This window comes from Pseudomonas sp. P1_A1 (genome assembly GCF_056406935.1).
This window is the reverse complement of sequence record NZ_JBFTZE010000011.1, coordinates 176,920-192,740: the sequence shown is the minus strand read 5'-3', so window position 1 is coordinate 192,740 and position 15,821 is coordinate 176,920. Positions and strand designations below refer to the sequence as shown.

19 protein-coding genes and 2 pseudogenes are annotated in these 15,821 nt (G+C 58.1%); 7 read left to right on the top strand and 14 right to left on the bottom strand.

Annotated elements, in window-relative coordinates; all coding sequences use genetic code 11:
* Nucleotides 1-23: 23 nt before the first annotated feature.
* The 3 genes from AC1D2Q_RS18365 (at nt 24) to AC1D2Q_RS18355 (ending at nt 1,932) form a co-directional block, all read left to right on the top strand.
* Complete coding sequence (locus AC1D2Q_RS18365) at nt 24-989, top strand: GlxA family transcriptional regulator (RefSeq protein WP_477814093.1); 966 nt, start codon at nt 24-26, stop codon at nt 987-989.
* A gap of 100 nt (nt 990-1,089) precedes the next feature.
* Nucleotides 1,090-1,479: a c-type cytochrome gene (locus AC1D2Q_RS18360; RefSeq protein WP_477814092.1), complete on the top strand. Its 390-nt coding sequence runs from the start codon at nt 1,090-1,092 to the stop codon at nt 1,477-1,479.
* A gap of 117 nt (nt 1,480-1,596) precedes the next feature.
* Nucleotides 1,597-1,932, top strand: coding sequence for a hypothetical protein (locus tag AC1D2Q_RS18355; protein WP_477814091.1), 336 nt, complete (start codon nt 1,597-1,599; stop codon nt 1,930-1,932).
* A 72-nt stretch (nt 1,933-2,004) separates the two neighbouring features.
* On the opposite strand, the gene AC1D2Q_RS18350 is transcribed toward AC1D2Q_RS18355, so the two are convergent.
* The 6 genes and pseudogenes from AC1D2Q_RS18350 to AC1D2Q_RS18325 all read right to left on the bottom strand — a co-directional run bounded on the left by AC1D2Q_RS18350 (nt 2,005) and on the right by AC1D2Q_RS18325 (nt 5,462).
* Complete coding sequence (locus tag AC1D2Q_RS18350) at nt 2,005-2,310, bottom strand: hypothetical protein (protein ID WP_007935408.1); 306 nt, start codon at nt 2,308-2,310, stop codon at nt 2,005-2,007.
* A gap of 296 nt (nt 2,311-2,606) precedes the next feature.
* The gene (locus AC1D2Q_RS18345; RefSeq protein ID WP_477814090.1) at nt 2,607-2,969 is read right to left on the bottom strand and encodes a hypothetical protein; all 363 of its coding nucleotides are present in this window, start codon (nt 2,967-2,969) and stop codon (nt 2,607-2,609) included.
* Nucleotides 2,970-3,181: 212 nt separating this feature from the next.
* Nucleotides 3,182-3,721, bottom strand: a complete 540-nt coding sequence (locus tag AC1D2Q_RS18340; protein ID WP_477814089.1) for a hypothetical protein — start codon at nt 3,719-3,721, stop codon at nt 3,182-3,184.
* An 89-nt stretch (nt 3,722-3,810) separates the two neighbouring features.
* Complete coding sequence (locus tag AC1D2Q_RS18335; RefSeq protein WP_477814088.1) at nt 3,811-4,569, bottom strand: sulfite exporter TauE/SafE family protein; 759 nt, start codon at nt 4,567-4,569, stop codon at nt 3,811-3,813.
* Between the two features lie 129 nt (nt 4,570-4,698).
* Nucleotides 4,699-4,986 carry a hypothetical protein gene (locus AC1D2Q_RS18330; RefSeq protein ID WP_231380649.1) on the bottom strand — a complete coding sequence of 96 codons (288 nt, stop codon included), beginning with the start codon at nt 4,984-4,986 and terminating at the stop codon, nt 4,699-4,701.
* Nucleotides 4,987-5,170: 184 nt separating this feature from the next.
* Nucleotides 5,171-5,462 (bottom strand): annotated as a pseudogene (locus tag AC1D2Q_RS18325) (DUF3077 domain-containing protein).
* Nucleotides 5,463-5,562: 100 nt separating this feature from the next.
* Here AC1D2Q_RS18325 and AC1D2Q_RS18320 point away from each other — a divergent pair.
* The gene (locus AC1D2Q_RS18320; protein WP_477814087.1) at nt 5,563-6,501 is read left to right on the top strand and encodes a LysR family transcriptional regulator; all 939 of its coding nucleotides are present in this window, start codon (nt 5,563-5,565) and stop codon (nt 6,499-6,501) included.
* A gap of 98 nt (nt 6,502-6,599) precedes the next feature.
* Here AC1D2Q_RS18320 and AC1D2Q_RS18315 read toward each other — a convergent pair whose 3' ends face one another.
* Entirely contained in the window at nt 6,600-7,160 is a 561-nt protein-coding gene (locus AC1D2Q_RS18315) for a lipid-binding SYLF domain-containing protein (protein WP_477814086.1), read from the bottom strand.
* Nucleotides 7,161-7,507: 347 nt separating this feature from the next.
* Here AC1D2Q_RS18315 and AC1D2Q_RS18310 point away from each other — a divergent pair.
* A pseudogene (locus tag AC1D2Q_RS18310) lies at nt 7,508-7,771 on the top strand (hypothetical protein); the annotation flags it as partial.
* Between the two features lie 44 nt (nt 7,772-7,815).
* Entirely contained in the window at nt 7,816-8,058 is a 243-nt protein-coding gene (locus AC1D2Q_RS18305) for a hypothetical protein (RefSeq protein WP_477814085.1), read from the top strand.
* A gap of 123 nt (nt 8,059-8,181) precedes the next feature.
* Here the strand turns inward: AC1D2Q_RS18305 and AC1D2Q_RS18300 are convergent, their stop codons facing one another.
* On the bottom strand, nt 8,182-8,454 hold the full coding sequence (locus tag AC1D2Q_RS18300) for a hypothetical protein (protein WP_477814084.1): 273 nt from the start codon (nt 8,452-8,454) through the stop codon (nt 8,182-8,184).
* A 234-nt stretch (nt 8,455-8,688) separates the two neighbouring features.
* On the opposite strand from AC1D2Q_RS18300, the gene AC1D2Q_RS18295 reads away from it, so the two are divergent.
* Nucleotides 8,689-10,050, top strand: coding sequence for an MATE family efflux transporter (locus tag AC1D2Q_RS18295; RefSeq protein ID WP_477814083.1), 1,362 nt, complete (start codon nt 8,689-8,691; stop codon nt 10,048-10,050).
* A 15-nt stretch (nt 10,051-10,065) separates the two neighbouring features.
* On the opposite strand, the gene AC1D2Q_RS18290 is transcribed toward AC1D2Q_RS18295, so the two are convergent.
* The 6 genes from AC1D2Q_RS18290 to AC1D2Q_RS18265 form a co-directional block, all read right to left on the bottom strand.
* Entirely contained in the window at nt 10,066-10,815 is a 750-nt protein-coding gene (locus tag AC1D2Q_RS18290; RefSeq protein ID WP_477814082.1) for an SDR family oxidoreductase, read from the bottom strand.
* A 240-nt stretch (nt 10,816-11,055) separates the two neighbouring features.
* Complete coding sequence (locus AC1D2Q_RS18285; protein ID WP_477814081.1) at nt 11,056-11,991, bottom strand: SdiA-regulated domain-containing protein; 936 nt, start codon at nt 11,989-11,991, stop codon at nt 11,056-11,058.
* Complete coding sequence (locus AC1D2Q_RS18280) at nt 11,988-13,508, bottom strand: ArnT family glycosyltransferase (RefSeq protein ID WP_477814080.1); 1,521 nt, start codon at nt 13,506-13,508, stop codon at nt 11,988-11,990. Before AC1D2Q_RS18280 ends, AC1D2Q_RS18285 begins: the two co-directional genes overlap by 4 nt.
* A gap of 3 nt (nt 13,509-13,511) precedes the next feature.
* Nucleotides 13,512-13,790, bottom strand: coding sequence for a lipid-A-disaccharide synthase N-terminal domain-containing protein (locus AC1D2Q_RS18275; RefSeq protein ID WP_018928220.1), 279 nt, complete (start codon nt 13,788-13,790; stop codon nt 13,512-13,514).
* Nucleotides 13,787-14,527, bottom strand: coding sequence for a glycosyltransferase family 2 protein (locus tag AC1D2Q_RS18270; RefSeq protein WP_018928219.1), 741 nt, complete (start codon nt 14,525-14,527; stop codon nt 13,787-13,789). Before AC1D2Q_RS18270 ends, AC1D2Q_RS18275 begins: the two co-directional genes overlap by 4 nt.
* 49 nt (nt 14,528-14,576) lie before the next feature.
* Nucleotides 14,577-15,554: an NAD-dependent epimerase gene (locus tag AC1D2Q_RS18265; RefSeq protein WP_477814079.1), complete on the bottom strand. Its 978-nt coding sequence runs from the start codon at nt 15,552-15,554 to the stop codon at nt 14,577-14,579.
* Nucleotides 15,555-15,821 lie beyond the last annotated feature (267 nt).

Here is a 15,821-nt window from a genome sequence, read left to right as displayed (position 1 = left end):
GAAAAGCGCAATCTGGATGATTCATGCACGTCACCCTGTTACTGGCTGATCAATGTTCCGCCGCCAGCGCCACCCTGGCGCTGGAGGTCCTCAGTGCCGCCAACCTGTTCGCCGATACCGCCAGCGCGCCGTTTGAGGTGGTTGCCGCCTCGCTGGATGGCGCCAATGTCGCCGCATGGGGAGGGCAAACGCTGCGCGTGGACCAATCCATCGCCGACATCCCCCGAACCGATCTGGTGGTGGTCCCGGGGTTTCTCTTCACCCTGAAGGAGGCCTTGCCAGCATTTCCCGGTTATGGGCCGTGGCTGCGTCAACAGCACGCGCAAGGTGCCGTCGTGGCTTCCATGTGTACGGCGGCGTTCATGCTCGCCGAAGCGGGAATGCTGGACGGCATTCGTGCCACCACGCACTGGGCCTTCGCCGATTTTTTTCGGCGCCGGTATTCAGAGACCTGTCTGGAAGAGGCGCAGATCCTCTGTGAAGACAATCGCGTGATCACCTGTGGTGGCGCGATGGCCGCCATGGATCTGTTGCTGCATCTGATCCGCCGCTTCGCGTCACTGGAACTGGCGCAGAAGTGCGGCAAATACTTGCTGGCCGACAACGTACGCAGCGAGCAATCGGTCTATGTCATGTGGTCGATGCCGAAGAACCATGGGGATGGCGAAATCCTGCAGGTTCAAGCGTGGCTGGAAGATCACTTCCATCAGCCGCTGCTGATCAATGACATGGCCGAGCGATTCGGATTCGGCGTCAGGAACTTCAAAAGGCGTTTCAAGGAAGCCACCGGTTACACGCCGCTGACCTACCTGCAAACGCTGCGTCTGGAAAAGGCAAAGCAGTTGCTCGAATCCACACGAATGACCCTGGACAGCATCACCTACAAAGTAGGTTACGAGGACAGCAACTCATTTCGCAGGCTTTTCCAGCAGCGCGTGGGCCTGCTTCCGGCGGCTTACCGGAAGAAGTTTCAAGCGAGTGTGGGTTGAGTGACACGCCTGGTCCAGATCAGTGTTTCGACGTAGCAGCCAGTCATGATGAAATAGCCGCCCGCTTTTGCTGTCAGCAACACCTGATTTGGAGCCGAACATGAAAAACGCCGCCGTACTCACCTTGGCCTTGGTGCTCAACATGGGGTTGTTCAGCACGCAAGCAGCAGCGGCCGGCGATGCTGAGGCGGGTGAGAAACTGTTCAAGCGAATCTGCGGTGGCTGCCATCAGGTAGGGAGTTCGGCGCGAGGTTTTTTTGGTCCGCAACTCAATGCGATTTTCGGGCGCCCTGCGGGCAGCACGGCGGACTACCAGTACTCAGACGCGATGAAATCATCAGGCGTCGTCTGGACCCGCGAAACACTCACCGCCTACATCCAGGCACCGAAGGAAGTGGTCCCCGGCACCCGCATGATTTTCTGGGGCCTCAGCGATCCGGAAAAGATCGAAAACCTGTTGGCCTATCTGCAGACGTTTCAGCCGCAATGATCGGTGCCTCATCGATCCGCTTTTTTCAGTGCTGAGTGATATCAATGAGCCACTTCATCCGTTAGAGTATGCGCCGCCCGAGAGATGGATCCCGGGTATTTCTAACGGAGTGACACAGTGAATGACCTCAGCAAAGCGGTTGCCGTAGCCCTGTTTGGCCTGGTTCTGGCGGGTTGCACCGGCACCCCGATGAAGACCCAGCAATACGACAGCAGCCAGTACACCGTTGTCGGCCACAGTGAAGCCACCGCCACTGGCCTGCTGCTGTTCGGTGTCATCCCGATCCAGCAGAACAACCGCTTCATCCGCGCTCAAGACGCTGCGATCAAGGCCAAGGGCGGCGACGCGATGATCAACACCCAAGTGCAGGAAAACTGGTTCTGGGCTTGGGTCCTGACCGGCTACACCACCAAAATCTCCGGTGATGTGGTCAAGCTGAAAACCGTTCAGTAAGCGTCAGTGCTTCGCCTTTGTGGCGAGCGAGCATGCCCCCTCGCCACAGGTTTCTCACTCATTGATCATGCCTCACGCCCACGCTTTTCCGAGTTCCTCCAGACCGGCGTTTTGCAGGTCCTGCGGGTTCATGACCACACGGAATTTGCAGTTGGCCTGGAAGTTGAGGAAGAAGGGTTCCGCATATCCGGGGATTTCTGAGGGATCCACGATATCGATCAAAAAAATCCCATTTCGCATGCCATCTTGCTCAGTGAAATAAGTCGCCTCGGGCTTAATGGTGTCCAGGATACGGTTCATGATTTCGCCGATCTTCCCGGACCTGACAAACGCGTTGAAAGGCTCATGGGGAAACTCGACCATCAGTAGCATTTTCATCATTCGATACTCTGTGAGAAGTGGCGCACTCCTTACCCGGATCCTTACTCCTGGTTTTGATGCCGCAAGCCGTGCCCGCGGTGTGTGTGGTTAAGAATAGCGAAGGGTGAGAGGCCGTCGGGGCGGGGTTACGGACGGTCGTTGTTGATGATTCAGCGCGGGCGCTAATTCGCTGAAACCCGCATCTATGCGGCTTCGGGTGAACATCGATGCAGTCGGGTACTAAAAAAAGGCATGAAAAAACCCGGCTGATGAGGCCGGGTTCTTTGGTCGAGTGTTGCGGTAAAGCCACTCATTCATGCAGCACGGTTTTCGATCAGACGATCCGAACCACCTTCAGCGACGCGGTTTTCGATCAGACGATCCGAACCACCTTCAGCGACGCGATTCTCGATCAGACGATCCGAACCACCTTCAGCGACGCGGTTTTCGATCAGACGATCCGAACCACCTTCAGCAACGCGGTTTTCGATCAGACGATCCGAGCCGCCTTCAGCGACGCGGTTTTCGATCAGACGATCCGAGCCGCCTTCAGCGACGCGGTTTTCGATCAGACGATCCGAGCCGCCTTCAGCGACGACCGGGTGAGCAGGGGAAGCGGCGAAAGCGTTTACTGCAAAAACCGAGAAAGCGATGCTGAGAAGGGTTTGGCGTTTCATGATGGTGTGCTCCGGGGTGTTATTGGTTGGGTATGGAGCGGATGTTACGCCGAGGATTTTTTATGAGAACTTCATTGACGTGATGGTGACTATCGACGTCAGCAATGGTTGAAACGTGGTGGGCAACCCCAGCCAATCTGGCGGTGCTGGGAGTGATGCTCTATGCCGCTACAGCCAGGCTGACAACGGCGGTCAGCGGTGTAAAGAACCACTTACTTCAGCGTGAATGTTGCTTTGAGCGGCATGACTACCTTGCGCAAGTTGTCTTTGAGGGTGATTTCCAGCGTCCAGACGCCTACGGGATCGTCAGGCTCACCGATGAAACCGATCACGGGGGCGGCGAGATACATGTTGTTCGGGTCCCCTTTAAGACGCCCTTGAAAACAAACGGCATCTCGCTGATTGATCGATTCTGTACCGTTCGGCCTTGTGGCTTTCAAATCGCACGTGATGTTGGCTTCGTGATTGGCATTGAGCTTCGGGTTTGCAAAAAACGTAAGCGCGAAGATCCTTTCACCTCGGGTGACTATTTTGGCTTCGGTAAATACTGGAGTGGTTTCGGCCGGTGTATTCCACTTTTTCTCCCAATCGGGATCGGAAGTGATGAACAGCGAGCCACCAAACTCCCCGATGGTTCGTCTTGATTCAGAGTCCGGGATTGGATTGCCGTTTGAATCCTTCCAGTAGCCGGCCTGTGCACTTGCCCATGAAAGAGAAATCGCGATGAAAGCGGTGAGCAATCGACGGTTCATGAACGACCCACTCTCAATAGACGATGGAAATGGCGTAATGCCCATGTGTAATGCCTTGCTCCGCTTGAGTGTAGCGGCAGAAAACGCGCTTACACGAACAGGTCATAAGACAGTTTGCCGATCAGGATCAGCAGCAACACCAGGAACAGCGCGCGGACAAAGGGCACGCCTTTATGCACCGCCAGCCAGGTGCCGGTCAGCGCACCCAGGATGTTGAATGCAGCCATGGGGATGGCGATCAGGTAGAGCACGTTCCCCGTCGGAATGAAGAACATCAGCGCTGCTACGTTGGTGGCGATGTTCACCAGCTTGGCCGACGCCGAGGCATGCAGGAAGTCGAAGGCGAAGCAGCGGATGAACAGGAAGATCAGGAAGCTGCCAGTGCCGGGCCCGAACAGCCCGTCGTAGAAGCCGATGGCGCCGCCGATGACGATCGCCAGCAGTTTTTCCTTGGTGCCGATGTGCATGGGCTTGTGCAGGGCGCCGAAGTCCTTTTTCCAGAAGGTGTAGATCGCCATCAGCACGATCAACACCAGCACCGCTGGCCGGATCACCGACTGGGGGACGAACGACACCGTGGCCGCTCCGAAGAAGGACATGACAAACGCCGAACTGGCGGCGGGGATCACCAGACTCCAGTTGATCACTACCTTGCGCACGAAGGATCGGGCGGCGAATGCAGTGCCGCAGGCTGCCGCAACTTTGTTGGTCCCTAGCAGCGCCGCCGGTTGTGCCGTGGGCAGCACGTTGAACAGCGCGGGAATCTGGATCAGTCCACCGCCGCCCACCGCCGCATCGATCAGGCCGGCGGAGAAGGCGAATACGCAAAGGATGACAATATCGATCATGGAATCAGGCTCTGACGGTGAAGGGGGCAGCGGCTTCGACGTGTTTCATGGCATCGGCCCAAGTCATGGTCGATTGGTCACACCTTGGCGCATCCCGTAAAGCCTCAATTGAGTAGTCGAGAAATTGAATCAATCGTCCTGCTCCTTAATCAAAGTGAACCAGACCACGCCAACACCACGGATCGTTGCCATATTTCGGGCAAAGCGCCCATCGGCGCTGCAGTGCATTGCGCGAAGCTCATGCCCAAAATGCCGCGATAGCAGCTCGACGCTTCGCTGAGTGACGAAAATTTTATTGTCAGCAAGTACCAACGCCTTGATTGCAACTCCCGCCTCACGCATGTCGCGAGTCAGGGCATTGAAGGCCATCAGCTTTGCAGGAAACTCTTCAGTGAGAATGCTCAACGGTTCGGCCACTTGTGCGTGCCTACCGAGTACCGAGTACCGAGTGACCATGCCACACCTCCTTGACCACGATGACCGCACTCATACGGGCCGCTGATTACCCGACTATCTGGCCGCACTGGGGCCATGGGGAGTGCTCCCCCATGGCGATCTGAATGTCCCGAAAGCGCCGGGCTCATGTCAGGGTTGATTAGTGTTAAATCTCGGTTTGGTCCCTCGTCCGAGCAGGTTTCGGAGTAACTGCCTTCACCACATCATCAATCACCGCCTTACCCATTGACGTTAAATAATGCGTGGCCCAGGCATGTCGGTCAGTGTCTCTTTCGAAAGCTGCGTCTTCTGCAAGTACCTTGGCTAGGCACAGCAGATCGGAAGCCATTGCCAATGCTTTGTTAACGGGTACGCCAGCGCTTACATGGAACAGGGGGGGCTGAGCAGTAAATGCAGGGGGTGACGCCTATGGTTTTTGCTTCTGCTTGTTCGGTCATTTTCTGTTACTTACATCCTTGTGAATTGAGCGAGAAGGTTAACGGAAGCGTTTTTTTTGTGTTGCAATACCACGTTGTGAAAAGTGCAACGAGGTGGCGCATGGCATTGGATATGTTGGGGGAACTTGAAGCCTTCGCAACGGTGGCTCGTAAGCGAAGCTTCATCGCGGCAGCACGAACTCTGGGGCGCTCCCCCAGCGCGCTGACCCGCGCCGTTCAAGCCCTGGAGGAAAGTGTCGGGGTCAAGTTGTTCAATCGCTCCTCCAATGCCGTGAGCTTGACCGAGGCGGGTGAGCGCTTGTTGCCCCACGCCTACAAAATGCTGGATCTGCAACGTGAGGCGGACGAAGACCTGGCCGGCATCAGCGGCCAGGCCTACGGCTGGGTCCGCTTTTCCGCCCCCGAGTTTCTCGGGCACGGGGTATTGCCCCGGCTGATCGCGCAGTACGCCGAGCGTTATCCAGACGTGAACGTCGATGGGATTTTCACCGACGAAACCATCGACCCGGCCAAGAGCAAACTGGACTTCTCGATTCGCGGCGGGTATCCGCAATCCAGTGACCTGATCGGCTTTCCACTCTGGAGTTATTCACGTTACCTGTATGCCAGCCCCGGATACCTGGAGCGGTGCGGAATGCCCGACTCCATCGAGGCGCTGGAGTCGCACTCGCTGATCCTGCACACGGCGCCGCGGATTCTCAAGGAGTGGAATTTTCGCAGTGAGGCGCAGGCCATCAGCGTTCGGGCTCATCCCAAATTTCGCTTCAACTCCGGTTCGGCGGTGTTCCAGGCGGCCCTGGCAGGCCTCGGTATTGCCCGCCTGGCGGACTGGCTGGCAGAGCCCGAAGTGCAAGCGGGGCGCCTGCTGCGGGTCTGTCCCGAGTACAAACTCACCTCCAGCAGTGGTGAGAGCCCGCAGATGCACGCGGTGTACCCGGCCGGGAATCTGCCGCTGCGGGTGAAGTCGTTGCTGGAGATGATCCGTGGTTTTGGTGAAAGTCTTGATCGAAAGCATGCAGTAACGCTCCAGGGGGCCTGACGCATCACGAATCGCGGACATAAAAAAGCGGGCGCCACTCGGCTGCCCGCTTTCATTTCACTTCACCGCTTGCGCCCGCAAGCGCCAAACGAACGGTTTCAGCGCTTGATCCGGGAAATCTTGGTTCCTTCGATGCTGACCCCAGCCATTAATCCCTGCTGGTCGAAAATGAACGCGTAAGCATCGTCCTTCAGCGTGGAGCTGGACAGATTCTTCGCCACCCCTTCATCAACCACAACAACAGTGGGGCCTACGCCAATTTCCCAACCCTTGGTTTCACGTAAATATTTCACGGCTTTATCGGTCATCAGGAACACCGCATAGCCATATGACTGGGCGCCTGCCTGCAACCCCCAGGACCCGGTTACGGAGTTGTAATAATCCTCGACTTTCTTACCCATCAACAATTCGCCTTCGCCATAGCTGCCGCCAAACACCAGGCCCGCCTTGATGATTTTCGGGAAGACAAGAATCGCTTTAGCGTCGTGTGAGATTTTTTCGGCAACTGGTCTGGCCTTGTAGAGCGTTTGCAACGCTTGCCGAGAGTCGGTATTCAGATCCTCGGCGGTTGCCGCACCTGCAGTGTTCAGAAAGCTCGCCGATGCCAGTGAGGCCGTCGCAAGAACGATCGATAGGAAGAACCGCATTGACTGAGTCATGTTAGTACTCCGATACGGGAGCATGGGATGTGAGCAGCAGTCAGCACCTGCCCTCGGCAGAATCTGAGCCTGCTGAAATTATCCGGCGCACCCTAAAGTGTGTGAGCTACTGGCGTCGCCCTTGAATGAAGCAGGCCAGAGGCCTGTGATCAGTGGCAATGTCATCACTTGTTTCGACATCTGTGTGTTGGCGGGGTTCGAAAAAACAAAACGGGCGCCTGACAAGGCGCTGGCATCATTCAAGTACTGACAAACCGAGTACACACCTTGCCAGCAAGGTGAAATGATTTGAACCCAATGCGCTCCTTGTAGAGAATCGCCGTCTTTGCCTCGAAAGGATGCGCGGGATGAAGTTCGGAGGGACTTTCCAATACATGGGGACTCACGGGATCGTCTTCAACGTCTCGCAGATCACCCTCAACGACAGCGAACGTGGGCGCCTGCGCGAGTTGCATTTTGGCGAAGCGAAAAGCGCCCACTATGAGGTCAACAGCAAGGTCGTCGAGGTGTACGACAAGATGCAGGCCAAGAGCCTGCCGTGCGTGATGATGATCGGTATCTCCAAACCGCTGACCCGGCAACAGGGCGATACCCTCGATGCCCAACGCACCAAGCCCTCTCGACATTGATCATCAAGGCCTGACTGGAAACGTACATGTCCGTAATTACTCAATTGGTCATTGCCTTGGTGTTGTCCTTTCTGCTTGATCAATTCCTCAAACCGTACCTGCTACGCAAGTGGCTAGGAGTGGTGTTGGTGGTGGCGGGTGCGGTTGGCTGCGTTGTGGCAGGTCAGATCCGCTTGTTGGGGTTTGATCTGGGGTTGCTGTCGGTTTTTGCCGTGGCGATAGGGATGGGATTGTTCATGAAGCGGCGGCGGTTCGAGCAGATTGACTGAAGGGATGTAGGGATTTATCGCTACCAGGGATAAATCCTACCGCTATGCTGGGGCTGTACGACATCGCCATGAAGCGTTCACGCCATATCAAAAAAACGGGCGCCGGTCAGCACCCGTTTTCATTTACTCCGCCGCCTGCGCCCGCAAGCGTCGGCCAATCACATCCATCAAGTCACAGCCATCGCGCAGGGGAATGGCCAGCAGTTTGGCAAAATCCGACAGCACCACCGGATCGCAACCGATCTCGGCGCGGAAGGCGATGTTTTCCAGCACTTGGGTGACCGTGCGGATGCGGTAGTCGGCCATGGCTTGCAGGACATCGAGTGGGGCTTGGGTGTCGATGAGCAGGGAGGCCGGGATCAGGTCGATTCCGGTGAGGGGCATGTATCTATCCATAGGTGAAACTCCGAATCAGATTTAAAGGGACTGATCCGATCTGCAGGTCGCCAAACCTGGTCGCGTTGTGGGTGACGGGGTGACTATAGGTTTTTCCGCACCGGTGGTGATAGGAGCGATTTCCGAGGTTGGTGTAGGAACTGTATGCAAAGCAGACGTGATAGGAGCGCGTTATTCCCAGTGCCCTAGCGTAGAATTTCCAAAACGCCAGCCCCCACCCGAGACGGACCCTCAATGCAAACCCCAGCCAAACCCCAACACCCCCTCTGGCAAACCTACCTCCTGTTCCTCGCCCCCATGGTCCTTTCCAACTTCCTCCAGGCCATGTCCGGCACCGTCAACAGCATCTACATCGGCCAATTGCTCGGCACCCAGGCATTAGCGGCGGTATCGGGCATGTTCCCCGTGGTGTTCTTCTTCATCGCCCTGGTCATTGGCCTCGGCGCCGGTGCTGGGGTGTTGATCGGTCAGGCCTGGGGCGCCCGTGAGCCGCATCTGGTGAAGGCCATCGCCGGTTCGACGTTGCTGTTGGGGGCGATGATCGGCTTGGCGGCGGCGGTGTTGGGCAGTGTGTTTGCCCGGCCTGCGTTGCAGGGGTTGGGCACGCCGGGGGATGTGCTGGACGATGCGGTGGCGTATGCGCATGTGATGATGTGGATTTTGCCGTCGCTGTTGGTGTTTGTGTTGTTCACGCAGTTGCTGCGTGGGGTGAGCGATACGCTGTCGCCGTTGTTGGCGCTGGTGGTGTCGACGTGTGTCGGGCTGGCGCTGACGCCGGCGTTGATTCTCGGGTGGTTGGGGCTCCCGCCGATGGGGATTCAGAGTGCGGCGTGGGCGGGGTTGGTGGGTAACTTGTCGGCGATGGGGTGGCTGGCGTGGCGGTTGATTCGCAAGGGGCATCCGTTGGCGCCGGATCGCGAGATGTTTGCGGCGATGCGGCTCGACAGGGTCATCCTCGGCAAGGTGTTGCGCATCGGGCTGCCGACCGGGTTGCAGATGGTGGTGTTGTCGTTGTCGGAGTTGGTGATTCTGGCGCTGGTGAACCAGCACGGGTCCCAGGCGACGGCGGCGTACGGGGCGGTGACGCAGATCGTCAATTACGTGCAGTTCCCGGCGCTGTCGATTGCGATCACGGCGTCGATCCTCGGCGCGCAGGCGATCGGGGCAGGGCGCCTTGAGCGCATGGGGGAGATTTTGCGCACGGGGTTGTTGATCAACGTGTGCCTGACCGGCGGCCTGGTACTGTTGGGTTATCTGCTGCCGCACTGGTTGCTGGGGTTGTTTCTTACGGATGATTCCACCCGGGCGATGGCCGAACACCTGTTGCACATCATGCTCTGGAGCCTGCTGGTGTTTGGCTTTCAGGCAATTGTCGGCGGCATCATGCGCGCCAGCGGCACGGTATTGGTGCCGGTAGCGGTGTCGATCGTTTGCGTGGTCGGGGTGCAGTTGCCGGTGGCCTATTTGCTGGATACGCGCTTCGGGCTGCCAGGGGTGTGGATGGCGTTTCCGGTGGCGTATCTGGGCATGCTGATGCTGCAGACCCTGTATTACAAAATGGTCTGGCAGCATCAGAAGATCGAGCGGTTGGTGTAAGCCCTCGATTGAAGGTTAAACGCTGCTCTTGAGCCAGGTTTCGAAGCGCGTCGGCCCGACGATGGGGTGCTCTCCCGGCGTCAGTGAGTGGTCATCGATCGGCGCGCCGAAGTAGGGGACCGTGTCGTCCGGTTGGGCCTGGCGCGGGTCGTTGGTGTGTTGCAGAAACAAGCGCACGAACTCCACCAGCGGCCAGCGCTCGGGCCCGGCCACTTCCAGGGTGTTATTGCTCGGCGCTTGCACCGCGACTTTCGCCAGCGCCGTCGCAACATCGAACGCGGCAATCGGTTGCAACGCGGCGGAGGTCAAGCGCACTGCGTCGCCATCCTGCACGCCCGAGTACGAAATGGCCCCGATGAACTCGAAGAACTGTGTGGCCCGCAGGATTGTGTAAGGAATGCCTGAGTCCTTGACGAGTTGTTCCTGGGCCATTTTTGCCCGGAAATAGCCGCTGTCGAGCATGCGCTCGGTGCCTACCACCGACAGCGCGACATGGTGTTTGATGCCGGCGGCTTTTTCGGCGGCGAGCAGGTTGCGCCCGGAGGTTTCGAAGAACTCGAGCACGGCAGCGTCTTCGAAGGAGGGCGAGTTGGCCACGTCGACCACCACGTCGGCGCCTTGCAAGGCACCTTGCAAGCCCTCGCCAGTGAGGGCGTTGACACCGGTGCTCGGTGATGCGGCCAGGGTTTCATGCCCCAGGTCTTGCAGGTTTTTGCAGAGCTGCTTGCCGATCAGCCCGGTACCGCCAATCACGACGATTTTCATGACGAGTCTCCCGATGCGTGTGCAGTGGGGTGCGAGGTGTCAGCCCCGCTTGGACGTCGTGTTTCTGGTGGGGGTGGGGGCTGGCTTGGAATCCTGCAACCATTAAAGACCCGGAATCGGCTTAATGGCGCAAGGGGTGGGAAGTTGTCCGATAGGTGGTCAGTACAGACGTGATCCGATCCGTAGCAGGTAAGGTCGGAGGTTGGAGGAGCTCGCGTGCCCCATCCAACACAAAACCCACTATTGCTTCTGCTGATTCTCTGCCACAGCAGCCTTTGATTTGCTGAACCGATAGAACAGGTTGGGCTCGCTCACAATGTAGAGCTCGCCGGAAGTGTCCATGGTCATGCCTTCGGCTTGCGGTATGGTTTTTTTCAGGTCATTCAGGCCGAGCAGGGAGCGGAAGCTGACGAAGTTGCCGTCCTGGTCCAGTTCGGTCACGTTGCTGGATTGCTCGCTCAATAACAGCAAGTGACCGGTCCGCGGGTCGTAGTAACCCTCGGAAAGATCCAGGCCGAAGACGCTACGGTCGATCCAGTGGGTCAAGTCCTGGATGTGCACCTGCAACGGGCTGCCGATGGACGCCAGCATGCCCGTGACCGTAAACAGCTGCCGCGGATCGCGCTCCTTGATCGCAAAGATACGATCATTGGCCGCGTCATAGGTCACGCCTTCAAAGCCCTTGTTGTGTTCGCTCAGGTTGATCTCGATGGCAACAAACGGGGCGTTCTCGACATGGATCGGGCCAGGGCTGTCCGGCAAGGTGACGACGTACAGTCGCTGCAACTGTTCATCGGCGATCACTACACGTCCGTTGCCTATGTAAGCAAGGCCTTCGGTGTCCTGGAAGCCGATCAGCGGGTAACGTTCAAGCAGATCGCCGTTGCGGTTCATGGCCACAATCTGCATGGGCCCACCATTGGTGATGCCCAGCAGCCGATCATGGTCCGGGTCATAGGCGATGCCGGACAAATTGGTGATGTCCGCTACGGGCTTGGCCTGGATCACGGCTTTATAGTCTGGCAGCCAGATATTTTTATCGGGCGCCTGATTGCCATGCCAGAGGTTTTGCCAGTACGCATACAGCTGCTGGTGGACCATGAAACGTGCGGAAATCGCGTAGGCGCCAAGCAGTACAACAATGAACACTATCCCCAGCGTCCCTCTCTTGCTCATGACTTGTCCTTGTCCCAGCTGAAGCGATAGACCTTTTTGGGTTGTCCGGGCTGGCATTGGCCGTTATCGGCATCGGCGCCGACGATCGACCATTGCGCACGGGACGTTTCGCCCAGTTCATGAGCGGCTTGGGGATTGAAACACTTGCTCAGCACTTCGTCCGGGACCAATGCGTAGGCGTCACGGTGTTCGCGCAGCCACAGCGCCGCTTGTTCGACCGAGGAGTTGCTCATCCCGAAATGCACGATCGGCTGCCGGGCGAATAACCAGTGCCCCTCGCGCCAGTCGACCAGCACCAGCTCGGCACCGTGGGTCATGGTCGCCGCCTGCGCCATGATCGCTTCGTGGGGGTTCGGACCTTCCTTGATCGGCTCGATAAACCCGCGGGCGAACCACAGAACGAACCAGCTCACCACCAGCGCCTGGAATACCCGCATACCGCGCGGACGCTTTCCGAACCAGCGCTTGAGCAGCCAGGGAATCAGTGGCGCCGCCACCAGCACCAGACCGGGCAACGCCGGATAGATGTACAACTTGCGCTTGCCGGTGCTCAGGCAGAAAAACAGCACCACCAGCACGACCCAGCTCAACAGCACCAGCACTCGACCGTCGTGCTTGCGCAGTTGCTTGCGCCAGGCCGGCACCAGCCACGGCAGGGCCAGCACCAACGGCAGCCAGTATTGCGGGATCACGTTGACGAAGAAGTACCAGAATGGTTCGCGATGGTCCCACGCGGCGGCATAGCGTGCTGCTGTCTGGCGCAGCAGGATTTCTCGCGCATAGGCGACTTCTTCCGCGGTGCCATTGAGCACAATGGACAGTGCCAGAGGCAGCAGCCAGATCGCGATAGCCCCGAGCGCCACCAAAAAGCCCAGGAACCATTTGCGCTTCTGGCCGGGCATGGCCACCACGCCGGACCAGTTTTTGCGCACCGCGTAGGCATACGGAATCAGCATCAAGGCCGGGACGAAGCCGACCCCTTTGGTGATTATGCCAATGCCCATGGCGGCGCAGCCCACGTAAAACCAGCGCCAGGCTGGCCCGAGCAGCAGGTGCCGCGCCAGTCCGTACAGGCCCAGGGAGGTGAACAGAATCAACAGGCTGTCGATCTGGCCGGTACGCAGGATGCTGTAAGTCTGATAGGTGGCCAGGTACAACAGCGCCGCTATTCGACCGATGCGCTGATTCCACAGCCGGCGGCCCAGGTCATAGACCACGGCCGTGACCGTCGCCGCCGACAACATCCCCGGAATATACAGGGCGAGGGCGGGCAGGCCGGTGAGCCACGCGAAGAACGCCACCATCCACATGAAGACCGGCGGTTTATCGCCGTAGATCTCCGCAGCGCGGTGAGGGATGAACCATGACCCGTTGTGCAGCATCTCCAGCGCTACGCCGAGGAAACGCTCCTCGTCGACGTTTTGCGGTTGACGCAGCCCCAGGCCAGCGCCGATCAACAGCAAGGCAAGCAGCACCAGGCCCAGGCATTCGATGCTGGGCGACAGGGTTTTACGCATGGCTCAGTCCTTCAGGTGTTTGGTGCGGGCAATCAATTGCAAATTGCGCAGATAGACGATGGAACCAAAGGCCTGGCCAGCGATGAACACCGGGTCTGCCCGGTAAATGGCATAAGCGAGCAGCAGGGCGCTGCCGACAATGCTCAGGTACCAGAAGCTCACCGGGATCACGCTGCGTTTTTTGTACTCGCTATACAGCCACTGCAGGATGAAGCGACCGGTAAAGGCGATCTGGCCAGCGAAGCCGACCACCAGCCACAGGGTTTCGCGGGAGAGGTTCATCCTTCGATCTCCTGCGCGTTGGTGTTCAACCGCGTGCGCTTGATCAGCCACCACACACCGAACAGGTCGAGAATACCCACCAGGGCGCGGTCGATGTTGCCGTATTTGGACACACCCGCGGTACGGGGCCGGTGGTTGACCGGGTGGACGATCATTCGGCCGTTGTGACGCTGGATCAGCGCGGGAATGTACCGATGCATGTGGTCGAAGTACGGCAGGCGCAGAAACGCCGCGCGTTCGATCAGCTTCAGCCCGCAGCCGGTGTCCGGGGTATCGTCATTGAGCAGGCGGCGACGCAGCCCGTTGGCAAAACGCGAAGCCCAGCGCTTGCTTGCGGTATCGCGGCGGTTGACCCGGTGCCCGGCTACCAGCTGAACGTCGACCAGACCCTTTTCACCGCGCACCAGCGCCAACATCCCGGGGATGTCCGCGGGGTCGTTTTGACCGTCGCCATCAAGCGTGGCCAGCCATTGCCCCCGGGCGGCGATTGCCGCGTGGTAGAGCGAGGTGCTTTGCCCCAGCGAGCGCTCATGGCGCAGGATGCGCAACGCGTCCAGGCCATTGTTTTTCAGCTGCCGCAGTTCATGCAGGGTGGAGTCGGTGCTGCCATCGTCCACCACAATGATTTCGTAGGCCTCACCGTTCAATGCGGCGTGGACTTCCTCAAGTAACGGCTTGAGGTTGTTTGCTTCGTTCTTTGCTGGAATCAATACAGATACAAAAATGTCTTGGCTCATAGAGTCCTCTCCCTTGCTCCCTGGTCTATTTTTATCAAGGGCTAACGTTTTATATCTGATAGAAGTGGCGATACCACTTCACAAATTCCGCTACGCCAGTTTCAACCGCCACTTGAGGGCGGAAATCGACCCACTCGGCCAGCGCCGAAATGTCGGCCCAGGTCTTGATCACATCGCCTGCCTGTAGCGGCATGAAATTGCGTTGGGCCTTGATGCCCAGCGCCGATTCCAGGCAGTCGACAAACTCCAGCAGTGGCACGGGTTGGCCACGGCCGATGTTGAAAATCCGGTTTACGCCAGCGCCCGGCTCGTTCGGCACCGGTGGCTTGGAGCGCAGGCGGGCGACGCTTTCAACGATGTCGTCGACATAGGTGAAATCGCGCGACATCTGGCCATGGTTATAGATGTCGATCGGCAAGCCTTTCAGGAGTGCCTCGGTAAACTTGAACAGCGCCATGTCGGGGCGCCCCCAAGGTCCGTAAACGGTGAAAAAGCGCAGGCCGCTGGCTTTCAGGCCATAAAGGTGGCAATAGCTGTGCGCCAGCAGTTCATTGGCGCGTTTGCTGGCGGCGTACAGCGAAATGGGGTGATCGACGGCGTCTTCGACACTGAACGGCATTTTGCTGTTGGTGCCGTACACCGAGCTGCTCGAGGCATAGATCAGATGCGCGGGGCGATGGTGCCGGCAAGCTTCCAGCACATTCAGAAAGCCCACAAGATTGGACTGCGCATAGACATCCGGGTTGTCCAGTGAATAGCGAACACCCGCCTGGGCGGCCAGGTGCACAACCTCGGTGAAAGCATGGTCTTTGAACAAGGCCATCAAGGCTGGTTTGTCGACGATATCCATGGTCTGGAAACGAAAGCCCGGCAAGGATTCCAGCTCTTTGAGCCGTGCGTGTTTGAGTTCTACGCTGTAATAGTCGTTGAGATTGTCGATGCCGACGACTTCAAGGCCTTCTTGACACAAACGCTTGACGGTGTGATACCCAATAAAACCGGCGGCGCCAGTAACCAGAACCGTCATGAGGCCTGCGCCTGTGCGTGACTGATTCCGATTCTGCGCAAAGGGCGCTTTTGCATCACAATCCCCTGTAAGTACTCGCTGATCAGTATATTTTTTGGGCTTGTTGCCACCATTGGCTCCATGCCTTGCTCCATTGTATTGGTAAAGTTCTGTGCAGTGCACATCATGAGCCGCAGAAATGGCAGCCGTATACCCTGCCAGTTGGATTGTAAAAAAAACGTTAAGTAATTACTTCGTTTTTCTGACCGCCTGCTTAAAGGCGTGCTG